The sequence below is a fragment of the Enterococcus sp. M190262 genome, from assembly GCF_005843965.1.
GTDB lineage: Bacteria > Bacillota > Bacilli > Lactobacillales > Enterococcaceae > Enterococcus_D > Enterococcus_D gallinarum.
In genome coordinates this window covers 32,267-48,448 of record NZ_CP040461.1, presented here as the reverse complement: position 1 = coordinate 48,448, position 16,182 = coordinate 32,267, and the positions used below count along the sequence as shown (strand labels likewise).

16 protein-coding genes are annotated in these 16,182 nt (G+C 39.8%); 14 read left to right on the top strand and 2 right to left on the bottom strand.

Going from position 1 to position 16,182, the window contains the following annotated elements; translation table 11 throughout:
• Positions 1 to 9: 9 nt before the first annotated feature.
• Positions 10 to 858, top strand: a complete 849-nt coding sequence (locus tag FE005_RS00230; protein ID WP_138371095.1) for a hypothetical protein — start codon at positions 10 to 12, stop codon at positions 856 to 858.
• A gap of 282 nt (positions 859 to 1,140) precedes the next feature.
• Here FE005_RS00230 and FE005_RS00225 read toward each other — a convergent pair whose 3' ends face one another.
• Positions 1,141 to 1,962: a MurR/RpiR family transcriptional regulator gene (locus FE005_RS00225; protein ID WP_103300988.1), complete on the bottom strand. Its 822-nt coding sequence runs from the start codon at positions 1,960 to 1,962 to the stop codon at positions 1,141 to 1,143.
• A 124-nt stretch (positions 1,963 to 2,086) separates the two neighbouring features.
• Here FE005_RS00225 and FE005_RS00220 point away from each other — a divergent pair, with 124 nt between their 5' ends.
• From FE005_RS00220 to FE005_RS00205, 4 genes are all read left to right on the top strand, one after another.
• Positions 2,087 to 3,958, top strand: a complete 1,872-nt coding sequence (locus FE005_RS00220; protein WP_138371094.1) for a beta-glucoside-specific PTS transporter subunit IIABC — start codon at positions 2,087 to 2,089, stop codon at positions 3,956 to 3,958.
• 27 nt (positions 3,959 to 3,985) lie between these two features.
• Positions 3,986 to 5,464, top strand: coding sequence for a glycoside hydrolase family 1 protein (locus FE005_RS00215; protein WP_138371093.1), 1,479 nt, complete (start codon positions 3,986 to 3,988; stop codon positions 5,462 to 5,464).
• A 450-nt stretch (positions 5,465 to 5,914) separates the two neighbouring features.
• Positions 5,915 to 6,607, top strand: coding sequence for a DUF4767 domain-containing protein (locus FE005_RS00210; RefSeq protein WP_230320938.1), 693 nt, complete (start codon positions 5,915 to 5,917; stop codon positions 6,605 to 6,607).
• A gap of 96 nt (positions 6,608 to 6,703) precedes the next feature.
• Complete coding sequence (locus FE005_RS00205; RefSeq protein ID WP_138371092.1) at positions 6,704 to 7,462, top strand: TIM44-like domain-containing protein; 759 nt, start codon at positions 6,704 to 6,706, stop codon at positions 7,460 to 7,462.
• A 448-nt stretch (positions 7,463 to 7,910) separates the two neighbouring features.
• Here the strand turns inward: FE005_RS00205 and FE005_RS00200 are convergent, their stop codons facing one another.
• A complete protein-coding gene (locus tag FE005_RS00200) occupies positions 7,911 to 8,669 on the bottom strand; it encodes a MurR/RpiR family transcriptional regulator (protein ID WP_138371091.1) in 759 nt (252 codons plus the stop codon).
• Between the two features lie 163 nt (positions 8,670 to 8,832).
• On the opposite strand from FE005_RS00200, the gene pfkB reads away from it, so the two are divergent.
• From pfkB to truA, 9 genes are all read left to right on the top strand, one after another.
• Positions 8,833 to 9,762 carry a 1-phosphofructokinase gene (gene pfkB / locus FE005_RS00195; RefSeq protein WP_081131535.1) on the top strand — a complete coding sequence of 310 codons (930 nt, stop codon included), beginning with the start codon at positions 8,833 to 8,835 and terminating at the stop codon, positions 9,760 to 9,762.
• Between the two features lie 3 nt (positions 9,763 to 9,765).
• The gene (locus FE005_RS00190) at positions 9,766 to 11,202 is read left to right on the top strand and encodes a PTS fructose transporter subunit IIC (RefSeq protein ID WP_138371090.1); all 1,437 of its coding nucleotides are present in this window, start codon (positions 9,766 to 9,768) and stop codon (positions 11,200 to 11,202) included.
• A gap of 15 nt (positions 11,203 to 11,217) precedes the next feature.
• Positions 11,218 to 11,673, top strand: a complete 456-nt coding sequence (locus FE005_RS00185) for a fructose PTS transporter subunit IIA (protein ID WP_005470755.1) — start codon at positions 11,218 to 11,220, stop codon at positions 11,671 to 11,673.
• A 19-nt stretch (positions 11,674 to 11,692) separates the two neighbouring features.
• On the top strand, positions 11,693 to 12,661 hold the full coding sequence (gene lacD / locus FE005_RS00180) for a tagatose-bisphosphate aldolase (protein ID WP_138371089.1): 969 nt from the start codon (positions 11,693 to 11,695) through the stop codon (positions 12,659 to 12,661).
• A 236-nt stretch (positions 12,662 to 12,897) separates the two neighbouring features.
• On the top strand, positions 12,898 to 13,779 hold the full coding sequence (locus tag FE005_RS00175) for a LysR family transcriptional regulator (protein ID WP_138371088.1): 882 nt from the start codon (positions 12,898 to 12,900) through the stop codon (positions 13,777 to 13,779).
• Positions 13,780 to 13,930: 151 nt separating this feature from the next.
• Positions 13,931 to 14,344, top strand: a complete 414-nt coding sequence (locus tag FE005_RS00170) for a cupin domain-containing protein (RefSeq protein WP_005470765.1) — start codon at positions 13,931 to 13,933, stop codon at positions 14,342 to 14,344.
• 13 nt (positions 14,345 to 14,357) lie between these two features.
• On the top strand, positions 14,358 to 14,675 hold the full coding sequence (locus FE005_RS00165; RefSeq protein WP_005470766.1) for a carboxymuconolactone decarboxylase family protein: 318 nt from the start codon (positions 14,358 to 14,360) through the stop codon (positions 14,673 to 14,675).
• Between the two features lie 95 nt (positions 14,676 to 14,770).
• On the top strand, positions 14,771 to 15,277 hold the full coding sequence (locus FE005_RS00160) for a DinB family protein (protein WP_081131531.1): 507 nt from the start codon (positions 14,771 to 14,773) through the stop codon (positions 15,275 to 15,277).
• Between the two features lie 160 nt (positions 15,278 to 15,437).
• The gene (gene truA / locus FE005_RS00155) at positions 15,438 to 16,178 is read left to right on the top strand and encodes a tRNA pseudouridine(38-40) synthase TruA (protein WP_138371087.1); all 741 of its coding nucleotides are present in this window, start codon (positions 15,438 to 15,440) and stop codon (positions 16,176 to 16,178) included.
• Positions 16,179 to 16,182: the final 4 nt, after the last annotated feature.

Here is a 16,182-nt window from a genome sequence, read left to right as displayed (position 1 = left end):
GAGTAACAAATGAGTGAACTTAACCATTTTTCTGCATCTACTTTAGCTGCGTTGCAAAAAGATGAGCAACATCCTTACTATGTTTATTGTTTGGTTGATCCTAGAAACAACCAGACTTTTTATATTGGGAAAGGCAAAGGTAACCGTATTTTTGCACATCGTCAAGCGGCTCTAAGTATGTTAAGTCAATCTGATTATTTTGAAGAAGATGAATCAGCTAGAACATTAAAAATAAAAACTATCCAAGAAATAAACGGAATGAATCTGCAACCATTGAGTTATATACTTAGCTATGGATTAACTGAGAATGAAGCTTACGCTAGTGAAAATGCGTTGATTAATTATGCTCAACTGATTCAAGGACTCTCTTTGACGAATTTAGTAAAAGGACATGGTTCTAAGCCAATGCTAGTGGAAGAGGTAGAAGAGCGATATGGATTTCAACCCATATCTGTAAATCAAATAGCAACGGATGAGTTGGTCTTAGCAGTAAAAGTGAGAGATGCTTTTGAACTTTGTAAAGATGAGTCAGATGAATATCCGATTGACGACAAATTTCGTGATGATCATAATTTAAAATCTCGTACGCTAGGTAATTGGGTAATTGGTCGTGATAAAATTCATCGGATTCGCTACATTATAGCGATTAATACTGGAGCAGATAATGCGGTTGTTGCTGCATATAAAGTCTCCTCTCAATATTCAGAATCGAAGAAAAACGAAAACGGACGGACACGCCATGCGTTTCGTGCACTCTCTCAAAGAGATGATACGTTAAGAGAGCTGAATTTATACAAACGATCGTTGCCGGAGATTAAATTTGGTAGTGGAAGTGCAATTGCATATATTAATCATTAGAAAAGTGTTTCAAGAAAAGCCCAACACTAAAATGATATGACGGGATAACTTAAATAACAAAAATGCTGATAATTGATTTTTCTAAGAAAGAAAACCTTATAGACAATAGTTAGATGGAAGTTGCAATTGAGAAGAAATACATTGGAAAAGTATTGCCGGCATATTTGCTAATAATGGTAGATGACTACTTCTTCCTAATTAAAAAATAAAACCTCAAAAAGAACTGCTAGTGATAGGTTTCTCATCACTAGCAGTTCTTTTGTCAATTTCATTCGTAGGTTATTATTGTTTGGGAGAGATTGTTGGAGGTTCAAGATACTGTCGATATTTACTAACGATGATATCCATAATGATTTGATAGATAAAAGAATGGGTTTGAAAAATAGTCTCATGAGGGAAAAGAATAACATCATGAACGAAACGATAGTTACGAACCTCTTCATTTGCTGTGATTACGAAAATCTTGGCTTTTGTGTTTTCAAATACATTTCTGTAGGGTATATCATCTCTAAGTTGTTGTCGCTGTAAAAAACCGCCAGAGTTAGAAAAAATAATCAATAGTGTCTCTTCATCGGCTTGTTCTATGAATTCGATTTGTTTGAGATCACTTTGATAAGTAATAATAAACTTTCCCGCATAAGCCAATTTGTATTGAAAATCAATGGCTGCTGATTCGGAAAATAGCAGTCCAAAAGCACCTACTTTATTATAGGTAGTCAGACATTTTGCTAACTCATCAATACTTCTCATGTTGCTTTGCTGTTTGAACGCACTAATATCTTTAATGATGGCATCTAAATAATCATCATAACCATTTTTTTCAATTGGGTTGATAATATTTGAAATGTAATTTAAATCGAAATGGTATTTATTTTCAGCAAAGGTTGAGGATTTTTTTAATTCATAATAATCTTCAAATCCGATGGAACGAGCAAATTTTGAAATGGTTGATTTAGAGACAGTGCATAAAGTAGCTATATCAGAGATACTTGATTTATCGATAATGCTATAGTTATTCAAAAGTGTCTGAGCGATATGGTAGTAGGTAGAAGAAGTTGTTTCATTGTTAAGAACAGTCAATAGTCTAATAATTAAGGGTCCCATAAATACTAGCTCCTATCTGTGAAAGAGTTTCCAAAAAACGAAATTTTCATTTAATATGTTGAAAAAATTGTATATTACACATGTATTATAACAAACATAAACAAAATTGATAGGAGTTGTAACAATGGGGAAAAATTATAGTGCTCTTTCCAAAAGTATTATTGATTATGTTGGTGGAACAGAGAATATCATTAGTCTTTATCACTGTATCACTAGATTGAGATTCAAGTTAAAAGATGAAAGTATTGCACAAAAAAATACCGATGAAATTAAGAAGATTCCCGGTGTCTTGTCCGTCGTCGAAGCAAATAATCAGTACCAAGTCGTTATTGGAAATGAAGTGGAAGATGTCTATAAAACGATCATGGCTAACTATGACATTAAAAGCGCCTTGGGATCAGACGAGTCGGAAGCATTAGATGATGATCGATCTGGAAATATCTTCATCCGCTTCTTTAATACACTGTCTTCCATTTTTAATCCGATTATTATGCCTTTAGCTGGGGCAGGAATGATTAAAGCCTTGTTAGTGGTTTTAACGACCTATCATTTTATGTCAGCAGATGGAAGTACCTATAAGATTCTTTCAGCAGCCGGCAATAGTGTATTTTTCTTCTTACCGTTATTTTTGGCTTTTAGTGCGGCCAGAGTGTTTAGAACAAATCAATTTATTTCATTAGCAATTGTAGCAGCACTTTTAGAGCCTAATTTCACAGCATTAGTCACAGAAAATGGTGTAACGGTTGATTTCTTAGGTATTCCAGCAATTTTAATGGGGTATTCTGGAACTGTCATTCCTGCGATTATTTCCATTTACCTCTATTCAAAGTTAGAAACGCTGCTAAAGCGAATGATTCCAAAGAGTTTAGAAATTTTTTTGTTGCCAATGGTTGCCCTTCTTATTATGGTTCCGCTAACAGTGCTAGTTGTTGGACCAATCGGCGTTACATTAGGGGATGGGATTGGAAGCGCTATGAACTTTATCAGTGACCGCAGTGGGTTACTGGCTGGTTTGATTATTGGGGCAGGATGGACTTTCTTGGTAATGATTGGCATTCATTGGGGTGTTGTGCCAATCATGATCAATAATCTTGCAGTCTATGGTTATGACGTTATTCGACCTATGGTTGCGGCTGCCACTTTTGCAAGTGCAGGTGTGGCGTTAGGCGTATTTTTAAGAAGCAAAGATAAAAATGTTAAAGTGCTCTCGCTATCTGCGATTGTACCCGCTTTACTTGGTGGGATAACTGAACCCATCGTCTATGGCTTGTCGGTAAAATATAAAAAACCATTGATTGCCCAAACAATCGCAGGTGGAATTGCTGGAGCTTTCATGGGAGCAATGCAGACAAAGGCGATTGTCTATGTTTTTCCAGCATTAACAACGTTACCAGCCTTTTTGGGTGATACCTTTGTTTATTACCTCATCGGAATCGCTCTTGCTTTCTTCCTGTCAGCAATTTTAACTTTTGCTTTTGGACTGGGAGAAGAATCTTCATCAAGTAATGAAGAAACAGAAGGTCAAGTCAATACAATCAGTTTACCATTGGATGGGGAAGTGATTGAGTTAGAAAAAGTCAACGATCCAGTGTTTTCAGAAAAAACGATGGGTGACGGATTTGCTGTAATACCAACTGATGGCGTAATTAAAGCACCATTTAGTGGAAAGGTCGAACTGGTTTTTCCTACAAAACATGCGATTGGATTAAAGTCAACATCTGGTGTAGAAGTATTGATTCATATTGGCATCAATACCGTTGAATTAAACGGCAACTATTTTGATTTAGCTGTTAAAGCAGGCGATGACATCCAAAAGGGGCAAAGAATCGGAAGTGTGGATATTGAAGGCATCCAGTCTGAAGGCTATGATCCAACCACGATCCTTGTAGTAACCAATTTGGATGATCTTGATGAGGTAGACATTATCGACTCTAAGGGTAAAATCATCCAAACTTTCACTGGAAAAAAAACGATACAAACAGAAATGTTAGCATAAAAACAACAATCTGAAAGAGGTAATCGAATGAATAAAAGCTATTTTCCTAAGAACTTTCTTTGGGGCGGAGCAATTGCAGCGAATCAAGTAGAAGGGGCCTGGAACGTTGATGGAAAAGGGATGTCGGTAGCAGATGTCGCAATGTACAAACCCGATGTAGATAGGACAGATTATATCAGTCAATGGCACGTGTCTCCTGAACAAATTGAGGAAGCCATGCAGTCAAAAAACGATAAGTTATTTCCGAAAAGACGAGGAATCGATTTTTATCATCGTTACAAAGAAGACCTGGCATTATTTAAAGAAATGGGCCTGAAATGCTTAAGGGTATCTATCGCATGGACAAGATTATATCCAAAAGGTATTGAAAGTGAACCGAATCAAGCTGGGATCGATTTTTACGTGGGCTTATTCAAAGAGATGAAGAAGAATGGGATTGAACCTCTAGTCACATTGTCTCATTATGAAATGCCATTATATTTAGTCAATGAATATGACGGCTGGGTTTCCCGAGAGGTGATCGACATGTTTGTTCGATTTAGTAAAACTTGTTTTGAAAATTTTGGACATTACGTGACCAATTGGCTGACTTTCAATGAAATCGATAGCGTCTTTAGACATCCCTTCACTACGATGGGAGTGGTGGAAGAAAAGTACAAAACAAAAAAAGAAGCTGAAGAGGCCATTTATCAAGCGCTACATCATCAGTTTGTAGCTAGTTCCCTAGCGACTAAATATGCCCATCAAATCATTCCTAATGCGCAGGTGGGGTGCATGGTTACAAGAGCTTTAGCTTATCCGTTAACCTCAAATCCAGTGGACGTGATGCTAGCCCAACAACATAATCGGGAGAACTACTTTTTTTCTGATGTGCAGGTTTTTGGAACGTATCCGACTTTTGTCAAAAATTATTGGAGAGAGAATAATTTTACTATTGAAATGTTGGAAGGGGATGAGGAAATCATTCAGCAACACACAGTGGACTTTGTCTCTTTTAGCTACTACATGTCTATGATTAAAACAGAAGATGAAGAAGATCGGGAAAAAGTTGGCGGAAATTTAGTCACCAGCGTGAAGAACCCCTATCTTGATACGAGTGATTGGGGTTGGCAAGTAGATCCAACAGGATTGAAAATTGCATTAATCGACATGTACGATCGTTATAGAATGCCTCTGTTCATTGTTGAAAGCGGGATTGGTGCTTTTGATGCGTTTGAAGATGGAAAAGTGCATGATGATTATCGCATAAAGTATTTTGAAGACCATTTTAAAGCGGTCAATGAAGCCATCAGAGAAGGCGTTGAAGTAATGGGTTATACTACGTGGGGATGTATTGACTTAGTAAGTGCGTCGACTTCTCAAATGTCAAAACGATATGGATTTATCTATGTGGATGCGGATGATGAAGGGAACGGAACCTATGATCGGTTTAAAAAGGATAGCTTTTACTGGTACAAACAGGTGATTGCGACTAATGGAGCTTCTTTGGTTAAAGAAAATAATTAAGGATTAAACATCAAAAAAAATTGAGAGCAAAGTTGTTTGGAAAGTCAACTTGCGTCAAAAGGTCCAATCATCTTGATTCGATGGTTGGACTATTTTATTGCAAAGCTGGGAAAAATAGCTAGTCGACCAAAGGCATCAAAAAAGGCGAACCGCAACTCTTAGGGAACAAACGAGCATTTTGTCATTAGTTGAAATATTTAAGCAAACTTGCGAAGAAAAGCGCAAAGGATTCAATGTTTTCAAAACAACTACACTAAACTGTTTTTTTATTTTTATGGTCCTAAAAGTAACCTTCGCAGTTCTAAATCCATACCAATGCCATGTAATGTTATTTATCAATCTCATGTATGAGGAAGTTGTGAGAAAAAACTTCGTAAAAATTTAGTAAGCATTTAGTATATGGTCTGCTACTATATGTACACTGAATACTCCTTAAGGGTGGTTTAATAAATGAAAAAAATGCTAGTAACAACAATGGGACTCCTGCTTTTTTTTGCTGGCTGTTCCGCAAATAAAACAGAGGAAACATCTTCTACAGAAAAAGTCGTGACAACGGAGTCAAGCACGTCTCAATCAACTTCAACCAAATCAGCTAACGCTACGAGTACCGAAGCGTCTAAAAGCAGGACCACTGAATCATCTGAACAACAATCGTCAAATGAGCAAAGCGCACAACCACAAGCTTCCACGAATACTGCACAAGCAAGTCAACCAGTGACACACGTTTTGTGGGATGATTCCAAGACTGCAGAGCTTGCGACGTTTATGCAGAGCTGGGGACAAGAAATGGGGCAGCAATATCGAAGCTATGACGACCATGTGCAAGCAAATTACTATGGTCTCCAAGTACCTCAAGATATTTTTGATGGTAAATGGACAACCGTCATTAATCAAACGCCCGTCTCGGTGGAGTGGTCAGAAAATGGTGAGGGACAAGCCGATTTTCAGATCGTGGCAATCTATTCGGACATCGACCATGCTACACCAGCTGGAGGGCATCTCTATTTCTTTGGCTTCCAGCAAAAGCAGCCAAAAGTTCTAATCACACAACAAAATCAAGGAAATCAAAACAATTATCTGTATTTTAAAGAGACAGCGAATGAATCATTGAAAAATGCATTTATTCAGCTTGCCAATCGTTAAACAGTGCTAAGATGAAGAACACTTGGAACTGAATGGCATGAAAAAGATTTTGAAAAAATTGTCGGGCTTTCTGAGTCAGACAAAAGAGGGTATCCAATGAAGAAACACTACTTTATGGCTTTTTTACTTAGTTTATTCTTTTTGTTTGCTCTGCCAGTGCAGGGAATGGCAGTTGCTGGGGGACACGGCGGTGGTTCGACACGTGGCGGCGGGTCGGGGAGTGGTTCTGGCGGCATCACTACATTTGATGACTATTCGGATCATTATTCCAGAGCTTCTTGGGGAGGACGAGGGTATGGATATTATAGCCCCTATGGTTCATCATCAGTTATAGAAAATTATGTTTTGGTTGGGGCGTCAGTAGGCGGAGCCGCGATTCTCTCTTTAGTTAAACGAAAAAAAGACCAACGAACCAGAAGGAATGATTTATTCGCTCAAATTCCTGGTAATAAAAAGGAAAAGAAAAAACTGCTTGACGAAATCCAACAGACTTTTTTTGCGATCCAAACCGCTTGGGATCAAGAAGCACTTGAAAAAGCAAGCAGACACTATACTGACAAACTATTGTTGGAACACAGTCAAGTATTGCAACAGAATAAAGAGGATGGTATAAAAAATCATACAAAGAAAGTCATCCTACATCAAGTGGAGAATTATCGACAACTTCGTGCAGACAGCTTCTCCATTCGGATTGATTTCAGTTGTTGCGATTATGTGGAAGACCGGGTGAGTAAGCAGATCCTCTCAGGAAATAAACATCGAAAACAATCTTTTTCTCAACTATGGTATTTTAACTATTCTGAGAAAGAGAGGAAATGGCAGGTTGATTTTATTCAACCAATTGATTTGAATTAAGCAAGAGCGGGCTGGTGATAGTCGCAGTTGTTGGGTTAAATTCATGCATACGATGAAACATTCTACTAAGTTTTAGGTTTTAGTTATTCGAGTTAAGTTATCCAGTAAAGTTGCTGACTCCTAATGCCTGACGTTTCGTACCGACGATAATCAGGAGGCGAAATAAAGGAAGCATTTCTATACGCAAACAGTTCAAAAAAATCTTTCGATCAGATAGACGGTTACGAACCGCTTTATCAAATCGAAAGATTTTTTTCGGATGATCATTTTTTGACGAAAAAAATATAAGCAAATTTAACTGGATAAAAATCAAAGAACCCCATCGTTTGACGAGTATCGAATTCTATATGAATAACTGCAAAAACAATGCGTTCAGCGTGAATCATTTCATTTTGAAAAATCTCAAATCAACTACAGTTTCCTTACCGGTTATGATTTTCTCAAGATATCAGTACCTCTTTGATTCTGCAGTCCGCAGCGCATACGCGTCGAGCAAGATTCTAGCAAGGATCGAGAGGGGCAGTCTTGAACGAACTTCATAGTCTGGAAAGAAGGAGCCTTCTGATTTGAAGCCAACAAAAGGAATTTCGATATGCGCCATTAAGCTAGAGTGCCGATTGGCTGTCAGCAGAATGGTACCGATCTCCGCTTCATAACAGTTTTCAGCTGCGGTGATCAATTCTTTGGTTTCACCATTTAAAGAAACGAAGATCACGATATCTTCCTTCGATAGTTTCTTACTGATGTTCTTAATGATGTTGGGATCGGTATGCATCTCACAGTATTTGCCAGTAAGCTGAAATTTGACCATCATTTCTTGAGCAATCAGTTCAGAAAATCCACGAGCAAAAATCATGATTCGTCTAGCAGCTTTGATTCGTTGGATCGCGTCTTCGATATTGCCGCTTTCCACCATATTGATCGTGCGGATCACTTCTTGTTCATTCTTTAGAATCGCCGTCTTTATCCCTTCGTCCACCTTATCAAGCGCTGCAAAATTGATATTGGTATTATCTTTTTCTTTTAGTGAATGCTTGAAAGCAGTAAACCCCTCGTATCCTTTTTTCTTCATGGTACGAACAACAGTCGCCGTTGAAACGTTTGCATATTCACTTAATTTTATAATGGAGCAAGACGGAATCTCAAGGATATGACTTTGGATAAAATCCCACAGGTATTGCTCTGACTCACTTAATTTTGTATCCATGTTCTGCCTCCCTTCAGCTAGTCTTTATTGTAAATCGAAAGATTCACCTACTTCAAGGTCATGAAGTATTTCTTGTAAAAGTTTTCAGCGGTTTTGTTTATTTATGAAAACATTTACATCAAGTAGTGATCCATAATAGGTTTGTAGGAAAGGAGGGGCGCAAATGGCTGTTTATACATGTACGTTAAATCTAGCGATCGATCTTTTTATCGAAACAGATGAGATGAAACCATTTCAAGTGAATCGCACAAAGGATGATGATATCCAAGCCAATGGAAAAGGGGTCAATGTCTCATTGATCATGAAAAAACTTGGTATCGATAGTACAGCATTAGGGTTCAAAGCTGGTTTTACTGGTAATTATATTGAGGACTACTTGCATCAACAAGCGATTCAGACCGATTTTATTCCCGTTCCGGGATTTACGCGAATCAACGTTTTTACGCATGTAAATCGCGATAATAAGGAGTACAAACTTGTGAATAAGGGACCTGAAATTTCAAAAAAGCAGATCAATCTTTTGCTAGACCAAGTTAGACATTTGCAAGCTGGTGACTATCTTTGTGTATCTGGGAGTATGCCACAAGGTGTCTCGCCCAAAATTCTTATAGCAATCAGTCGTATTTGCTTTGAAAAGCAAGTGAATCTGATTATTGATTCAAGTTATTCAGAGGTGTTGGAATGTCTGCCTTATCAGCCCTTCTTGTTAAAGCCCAATGAAGAAGAGCTGCAAGCATGGTATCAGACCGAAATCAATGATCGCAAAGGCTATATCGACTACGCAAAACGATTGGTGGCTAGTGGTGCGCAAAATGTGCTGCTCTCTTTGGGAGGAGAAGGCGGCCTTCTTTTGACAAAAGATACGGTCTACTCTGGAAACTCTCCTAAAGGCAAAGTAGTGAATACAGCATGTGCCGGAGATACGTTGCTAGGAACATTTCTTGCAGGGTATTTAACAGGTGAGCCGCTGGATGTCAATTTGAAGAAAGGATTAGCTGCTGGCAGTTCAACCGCTTTTCGTAAGGGATTAACTGATTTTTCGGATGTTGCAGAGTTGGAAGAACAAATTGAAATCAAAAGAAGGAGCGAATAAAAAATGACCACTTACAAGATTGTTGCTGCAACGGGCTGTCCCACTGGGATCGCCCATACCTATATGGCACAAGAAGCGTTGGAACAAGCCGCCAAACGCAAAGGAATAGCTATTAAAGTAGAGACTCATGGACAAGTGGGGATAGAAAACCAGTTAACGCCAGAAGAGATAAAAAATGCAGATGCGGTCATTATTGCTGCAGATAAAGATGTCCAAGCGGAACGTTTTGCGGGAAAACGCGTGATCAATGTTCCGGTCAGCAAAGGAATCAAAGATGCCGATCAGCTAATTGAAGAAGCATTGAGAGGGTCGCTGATTGCAGAAAACAAGACGGTCGATGCATTGGAGCAAGCAGATGGGGGAATGGCTGCTGGAATCGGACATAGTATTTATAAAAATCTGATGAATGGTGTTTCTCATATGCTGCCATTTGTCGTAGCAGGGGGCGTGATCATCGCCATCTCATTCGCAATCTGGGGTGTCTACTCTTTTGATCCTAATGATCCCACCTATAATCCGACATCAGCGATGTTAAAAGGTATTGGGGATACAGCAATGGGAATGATGGTCCCTATTTTAGCGGCTTACATTGCTGAAGGGATTGCTAAACGACCTGGTTTGGTGGTGGGATTTGTCGGCGGCTTGTTGGCCAATGCTGGTGGCGCTGGTTTTCTAGGCGGGATCTTTGCTGGATTCTTAGCTGGGTACTTTATTCTGTTCTTGCAAAAAGTCATGAAAGGATTACCGAAACAATTAGATGGATTGAAGGCTATTTTCTTATATCCAGTGATTGGTGTTTTAGTCATTGGTGTGGTGATGTCTTTGTTAGCAAGCCCGATGGAGGCGATCAATCAAGGTATGATGGATTTCTTGGCAGGATTCCAGAATTCGAATCCATTGATTTTAGGCATCATTGTTGGCTGTATGTCCGCATTTGATATGGGCGGTCCCGTCAATAAAGCCGCTTACGTTACGGGAACGGCATTGTTAGCTCAAGGAAACCATACCTTTATGGCAGGTGTTTCTGCGGCATGTATCGCGCCACCATTGATTACGGGATTTGCTGTCTTATTTTTTGGGAAATATTTTGATACGAACGACCGCAATGCAGGGCTAGTCAACTTTATTTTAGGATCAACGCATATTACTGAAGGGGCGATTCCATTTGCAGCCAAAGATCCTCTGCGTGTTCTGCCTACGATGATGTTGGGTTCATCGATCGCAGCGGTTTTGACCTATATGTTTGGAGTCCAAGTTCCTGCTCCTCATGGCGGCTTCTTAGTATTGCCGGTTGTCACGGGGAAAATTGCTTGGGTAGGTTCGATTTTACTTGGCTCGATCATAGGTGGAGTGATTTTAGGGTTCATCCAAAAACGCAGTGTACAAAAACGTGAAGCAGAAGTTTCAGCTGATGAATGGAAAGAAACAGCGAAAGAATAGAAAAGAGGAAGACAAATGACGTTGATCAAAACAGACCACATTTTTATGAAGCGAGATTTTGTGACACAAGACGAAATAATGACCTTCCTTGCAGCACAAGCAGTTACTCTAGGCATCAGCAGTGATCAAGCTGCTGTTTATAGAAAATTGCTAACAAGAGAAGAGGAGAGTACAACGGGGATGATGGATGGATTTGCTATCCCTCATGCGAAAGATCACAGTATCGAAGAAGCCAATGTCATCATCGTCCAATTAAATAGCAAAATCGATTGGAAAAGTTTGGATGGGGAAGGAACTGATTTTATTATTGCTCTTTTTATACCTGATTCAGAAGCGGGAACGACTCATTTGAAACTATTGTCTCAAGTGGCACGGCTTTTGATGCATAAAGAGGTGACAAATTGTTTGAAGCAAGCACAGTCTCCTGATGAAATTGCCGAAATTTTAAATGGAAAACTGGCAGAAAACTAAAAAAGGAAGTAGTGAAAGCATGACATTATCAAATAAGCAAGCATATATCCAACAGCTATGTAATGAAAATGGCATTATTAGTGCTTTAGCCATTGATCAACGAGGGGCTTTGAAAAAAATGATTGGCAGATTCCAAGACCATTCAGTCACGACAGAGCAAATCAGTGCCTTCAAAAAAATCGTGTCAGCCGAGTTGACGCCCTATGCCTCAGCAATTTTACTAGATCCAGAGTACGGATTGCCAGCAGCCCAAGTTCGGGATGAACAAGCTGGATTATTGTTAGCCTACGAGAAAACCGGTTATGATGCTTCAACTCCGGGCCGTTTGCCTGATCTTTTGTCCAACTGGTCTGTGAAACGGCTAAAAGAAAATGGCGCGGATGCTTGTAAGTTTTTGCTCTATTATGATGTGGACGAACCTGACGAGATCAATGATCAAAAGAAGGCATTTATCGAACGGATTGGTTCGGAATGTCTTGCTGAAAATCTACCATTTTTCTTAGAACTGGTTTCTTATGATGCTGCTATCCCAGACACCACTTCGAAAGAATATGCTTTGAAAAAACCTCATAAAGTAAACGATATGATGCGAGAATTTTCGCAAGCATACTATGGCGTTGATGTCTTGAAAGTGGAAGTCCCTGTGAATATGAACTATGTAGAGGGCTATGCGGAGGAAGCTGCTTATACTAAAGAAGAAGCGGCGGCCTATTTCAAAGAGCAAGCGGAAGCAACGGATCTGCCCTATATTTTCTTGAGTGCAGGGGTTTCAGCTGAATTGTTCCAAGAAACACTGCAATTTGCCAAAACATCCGGCTCAAAATTCAATGGCGTACTTTGTGGACGAGCAACCTGGGCAAACGGTGTAGAGCCTTTTGTGACTCAGGGAGAAGGTGCGGCGAAAGAGTGGCTGCAGACCCAAGGACGTACAAATATTGAAGCGCTAAACAATGTTCTGCAAAAGACTGCTACACCGATTCGCTTGTAATAAAAACGTCCTTTAGAAACAACTGAAAATCAATTCTATCGGTTCCTTCGTTCTCTTCAGTGAATGAAGGGCCTTTTTGTTTGGATGAACCAAACGAATAGCGGTCAAGAATTTCTAGTTAGGTGGTAGAATAAAGCTAGTATTCGTCGTTACAGATAAATAAGGATGCGTTCTTTTCCCGAAAATCTGAGATAACAGTAGGAAAAATGTTGTGTCATAGAAGAAAGGAGTTTTCGATGGAAACTCGTGTATTAAAGTATTTTCTAGCAATAGCCGAGGAACAAAATATTACCCAAGCAGCTAAAAAGCTGAACATTACGCAACCCACTTTAAGCAGACAAATTCGAGAGTTTGAAGAACGTTTGCACACAGAATTGTTTGTGCGCCAAAATAAGAAACTTTATTTAACAGAAGCAGGTCTGTTTTTAAAAAAGCGCGCAGAAGAAATTCTTGAATTGAATCAGAAAACAGAACAAGAATTGTTCAATTATCAGGAGACGATTCTGAATGGACAAATTGCGATTGGTTGTGTGGAAGCAGAAAACTCCTATTTGCTCACACAAATCATCGAAGAAATGGTTACTGATCACCCCCAAGTGTCTTTTACTATTTTTAGCGGAACTAGTAATGATATTCTGGAAAAACTTGATAAAGGCTTGCTTGATGTGGCGATTTTGATTGATCCTGCAACGACGGATCAATACAATCGGCTGGCATTGCCTAAGAAAGAAGTCTGGGGGCTGTTTGTTGCAAATGAACACCCGTTGGCTGATCAAAGCAGTATCTCACCTGCAGACATCCTCACCACACCGTTGATTTGTTCGAGTCGTAAAGAAGTTATGGAAATGTTTTGCACGTGGGGCGGGTTCGTTGAAGAAGAGTTGACGATCGTCGGGAGATACAATTTGATTTTTAATGTCCTTTTATTGGTCGAAAACAATGTTGGTGCTGCTTTAGCAATTGCTGGAGCGATTCATCATCGAGAAAACCAAACAAAATTCATCCCCTTTTCGCCACCTCTGGAAACGAACTGTGTTCTGGTATGGAGGAAAGAGACGATTTTGGCGCCGACAGTCCAAACATTTTTGAAGAAATTCAAGCATGCTTTGCAAGCATAGAAATCAGCTTAACAAGTATTGGACGTTATGTGGATCAAGCAGTAACATGAACTTATAAGTTATTGAAAGGATTGCCGCTTTATTGATTGTGAAAGCTGACAAAATGGCACAATGGTATCAGACAAAGAGGTATGCAAGGAGGAGACAAGCAATGGCAAAATTTGAAGAGGTAAAAGATGGCGTGATTTTCCCAAGTGGCGCAAAAAATGAAGCGTATGCCCAATACTTTGTTGGACAAAGCTATTTAAACACTTTAGTTGCAGACCCCTCGGTCAATGTTGGCGTTGGGAATGTAACTTTTGAGCCAGGTTGCCGCAACAATTGGCATATTCATCATGATGGTTATCAGATTTTGCTGATTACTGGTGGTGAAGGCTGGTATCAAGAAGAAGGAAAACCAGCCCAATTTTTGACAGCAGGAGATATTGTCGTCACCCATGATGGCATCAAGCATTGGCATGGCGCAGCAAAAGATAGTTGGTTTGAACATCTGGCTATTACTGCCGGAACGCCTGAATGGCTCGAAGCTGTGGCGGAGGAAGACTATCAGCAGTTACAAAAATAAGGAGGCAATGAGAATGAAAAAACAAACAGCAGGAAGCGAACGGTTAGGTGACTTCGCCCCTCAGTTTGCGGCATTGAATGATGACGTATTATTCGGAGAAGTGTGGTCTAGAGAACAAGAATTGTCCGCCAGAGATCGTAGTTTGATCACTGTTGCCAGCCTTTTGACACAAGGTGTGCCTCAATTAGAAGCTCATTTACGAATCGCCAAAGAAAATGGTGTGACTCAAGCAGAGATCGTTGAATTAATCACACACTTGGCTTTCTATGCCGGATGGCCTAAAGCATGGTCGGCATTCAATTTAGCCAAAGAAATTTATGCGGAAGAATAATTTTTCAGTCCTTTTTACCAGCAGGTTGATTCATTGGCTTCTCCCTTTTTCTGTAGTAGAGTAAAGATAAGCACTTACTAAAGAGGAGGAGTATCATGAAGGAAACACAATTGACGATCGAGACATTGCAACGGGCCCAAGAACGATTTGAAGAAACGTTGGCGCAAATGAGTATCGCGGAAGCGAACACGATGCCGGAGCCACTGATTAAGTCAGTCACTTGGCTGATCTGGCATACCGCTCGCGAAATCGATCTGCAGATTTCCGCATTAGCGGATCAGGAACCACTTTGGCTAGCGGACTGGACGAAGCGATTTGCTTTGGATTTGCCTGACGATACAGAAGATTGGCGTCATACACCAGAAGAAGCCGTCAAGGTAATCGTTAATCAAAAAGAACTATTAGTGGATTATCTTTCTGCTAGTGTCGAGTTAGCAGTTAATTACCTTCAGTCTATCGATGAAACTAGCTTATCAGAAGTGATTGATGAGAACTGGACGCCAGCTGTGACACGACAAGCTCGGATCGTCTCCATCGTCGATGATGCAGTCATGCATTCGGGCCAAGCAGTCTATACAAGGAGATTAGTGATTGGGAAATAAAAGTTTTTAATGACATCAGAAATTTGAATCTTTGGCTGTTTTCTTGAAATATCGCTAAAATCTTCTTTAGAGCATTTACACCGGTGACGGGTTCCCTTATGATAAGCAAGGGAACCCGTTTTTTGGGGTAAATCATTGATGACAGGAGCAATTAAAATAAATGAGAAATATTAAACTTACGATTGAATATGATGGCAAGCGCTATCTGGGGTGGCAACGTTTAGGCGATTCTGATCGAACGATCCAAGAGAAAATTGAAAGTATTTTGACACAAATGACAAATGAAAAAATCGAAATCATCGGGTCTGGACGTACAGATGCAGGGACGCATGCGAGAGGACAAGTAGCCAATTTCAAGACAGCAAGCAATTTGTCCCCCGAAAAAATGTTGCAATTCCTGAATCGCTACCTACCTCAAGACATCGTCATCAAAGAGGTCGCAGAAGCCTCTGAACGGTTCCATGCCCGTTACAATGCGACCGGCAAACAATACAGTTATTATGTTTGGAATAGTCCGATTCCAACCGTATTTGAACGTCATCGGAGTTTTCATTGTCCGCAAGAGCTTGATTGGGACAAAATGCAAGCAGCTTGTGAGAAGTTTATTGGCACTCATGATTTTATTGGCTTTTCTGCATTAAAAAAGACCAAAAAATCCACTACTCGTACAATCGAGGAACTCTCACTCACAAGAGAAGGAGATATGCTGCGTTTTCGCTTTAAAGGAGATGGCTTTCTTTATAAAATGGTACGGATCATCACCGGGACGATTTTAGAGATTGGTGCGGGTACAATGGACATTTCGGCGATCGATGAGATATTTACGAATCAAGTCCGAAAAGCAGCCGGAGAGACAGTGCCTTCCCAAGGATTGTTCCTAGATGCTGTTTACTACCACTAAAAAA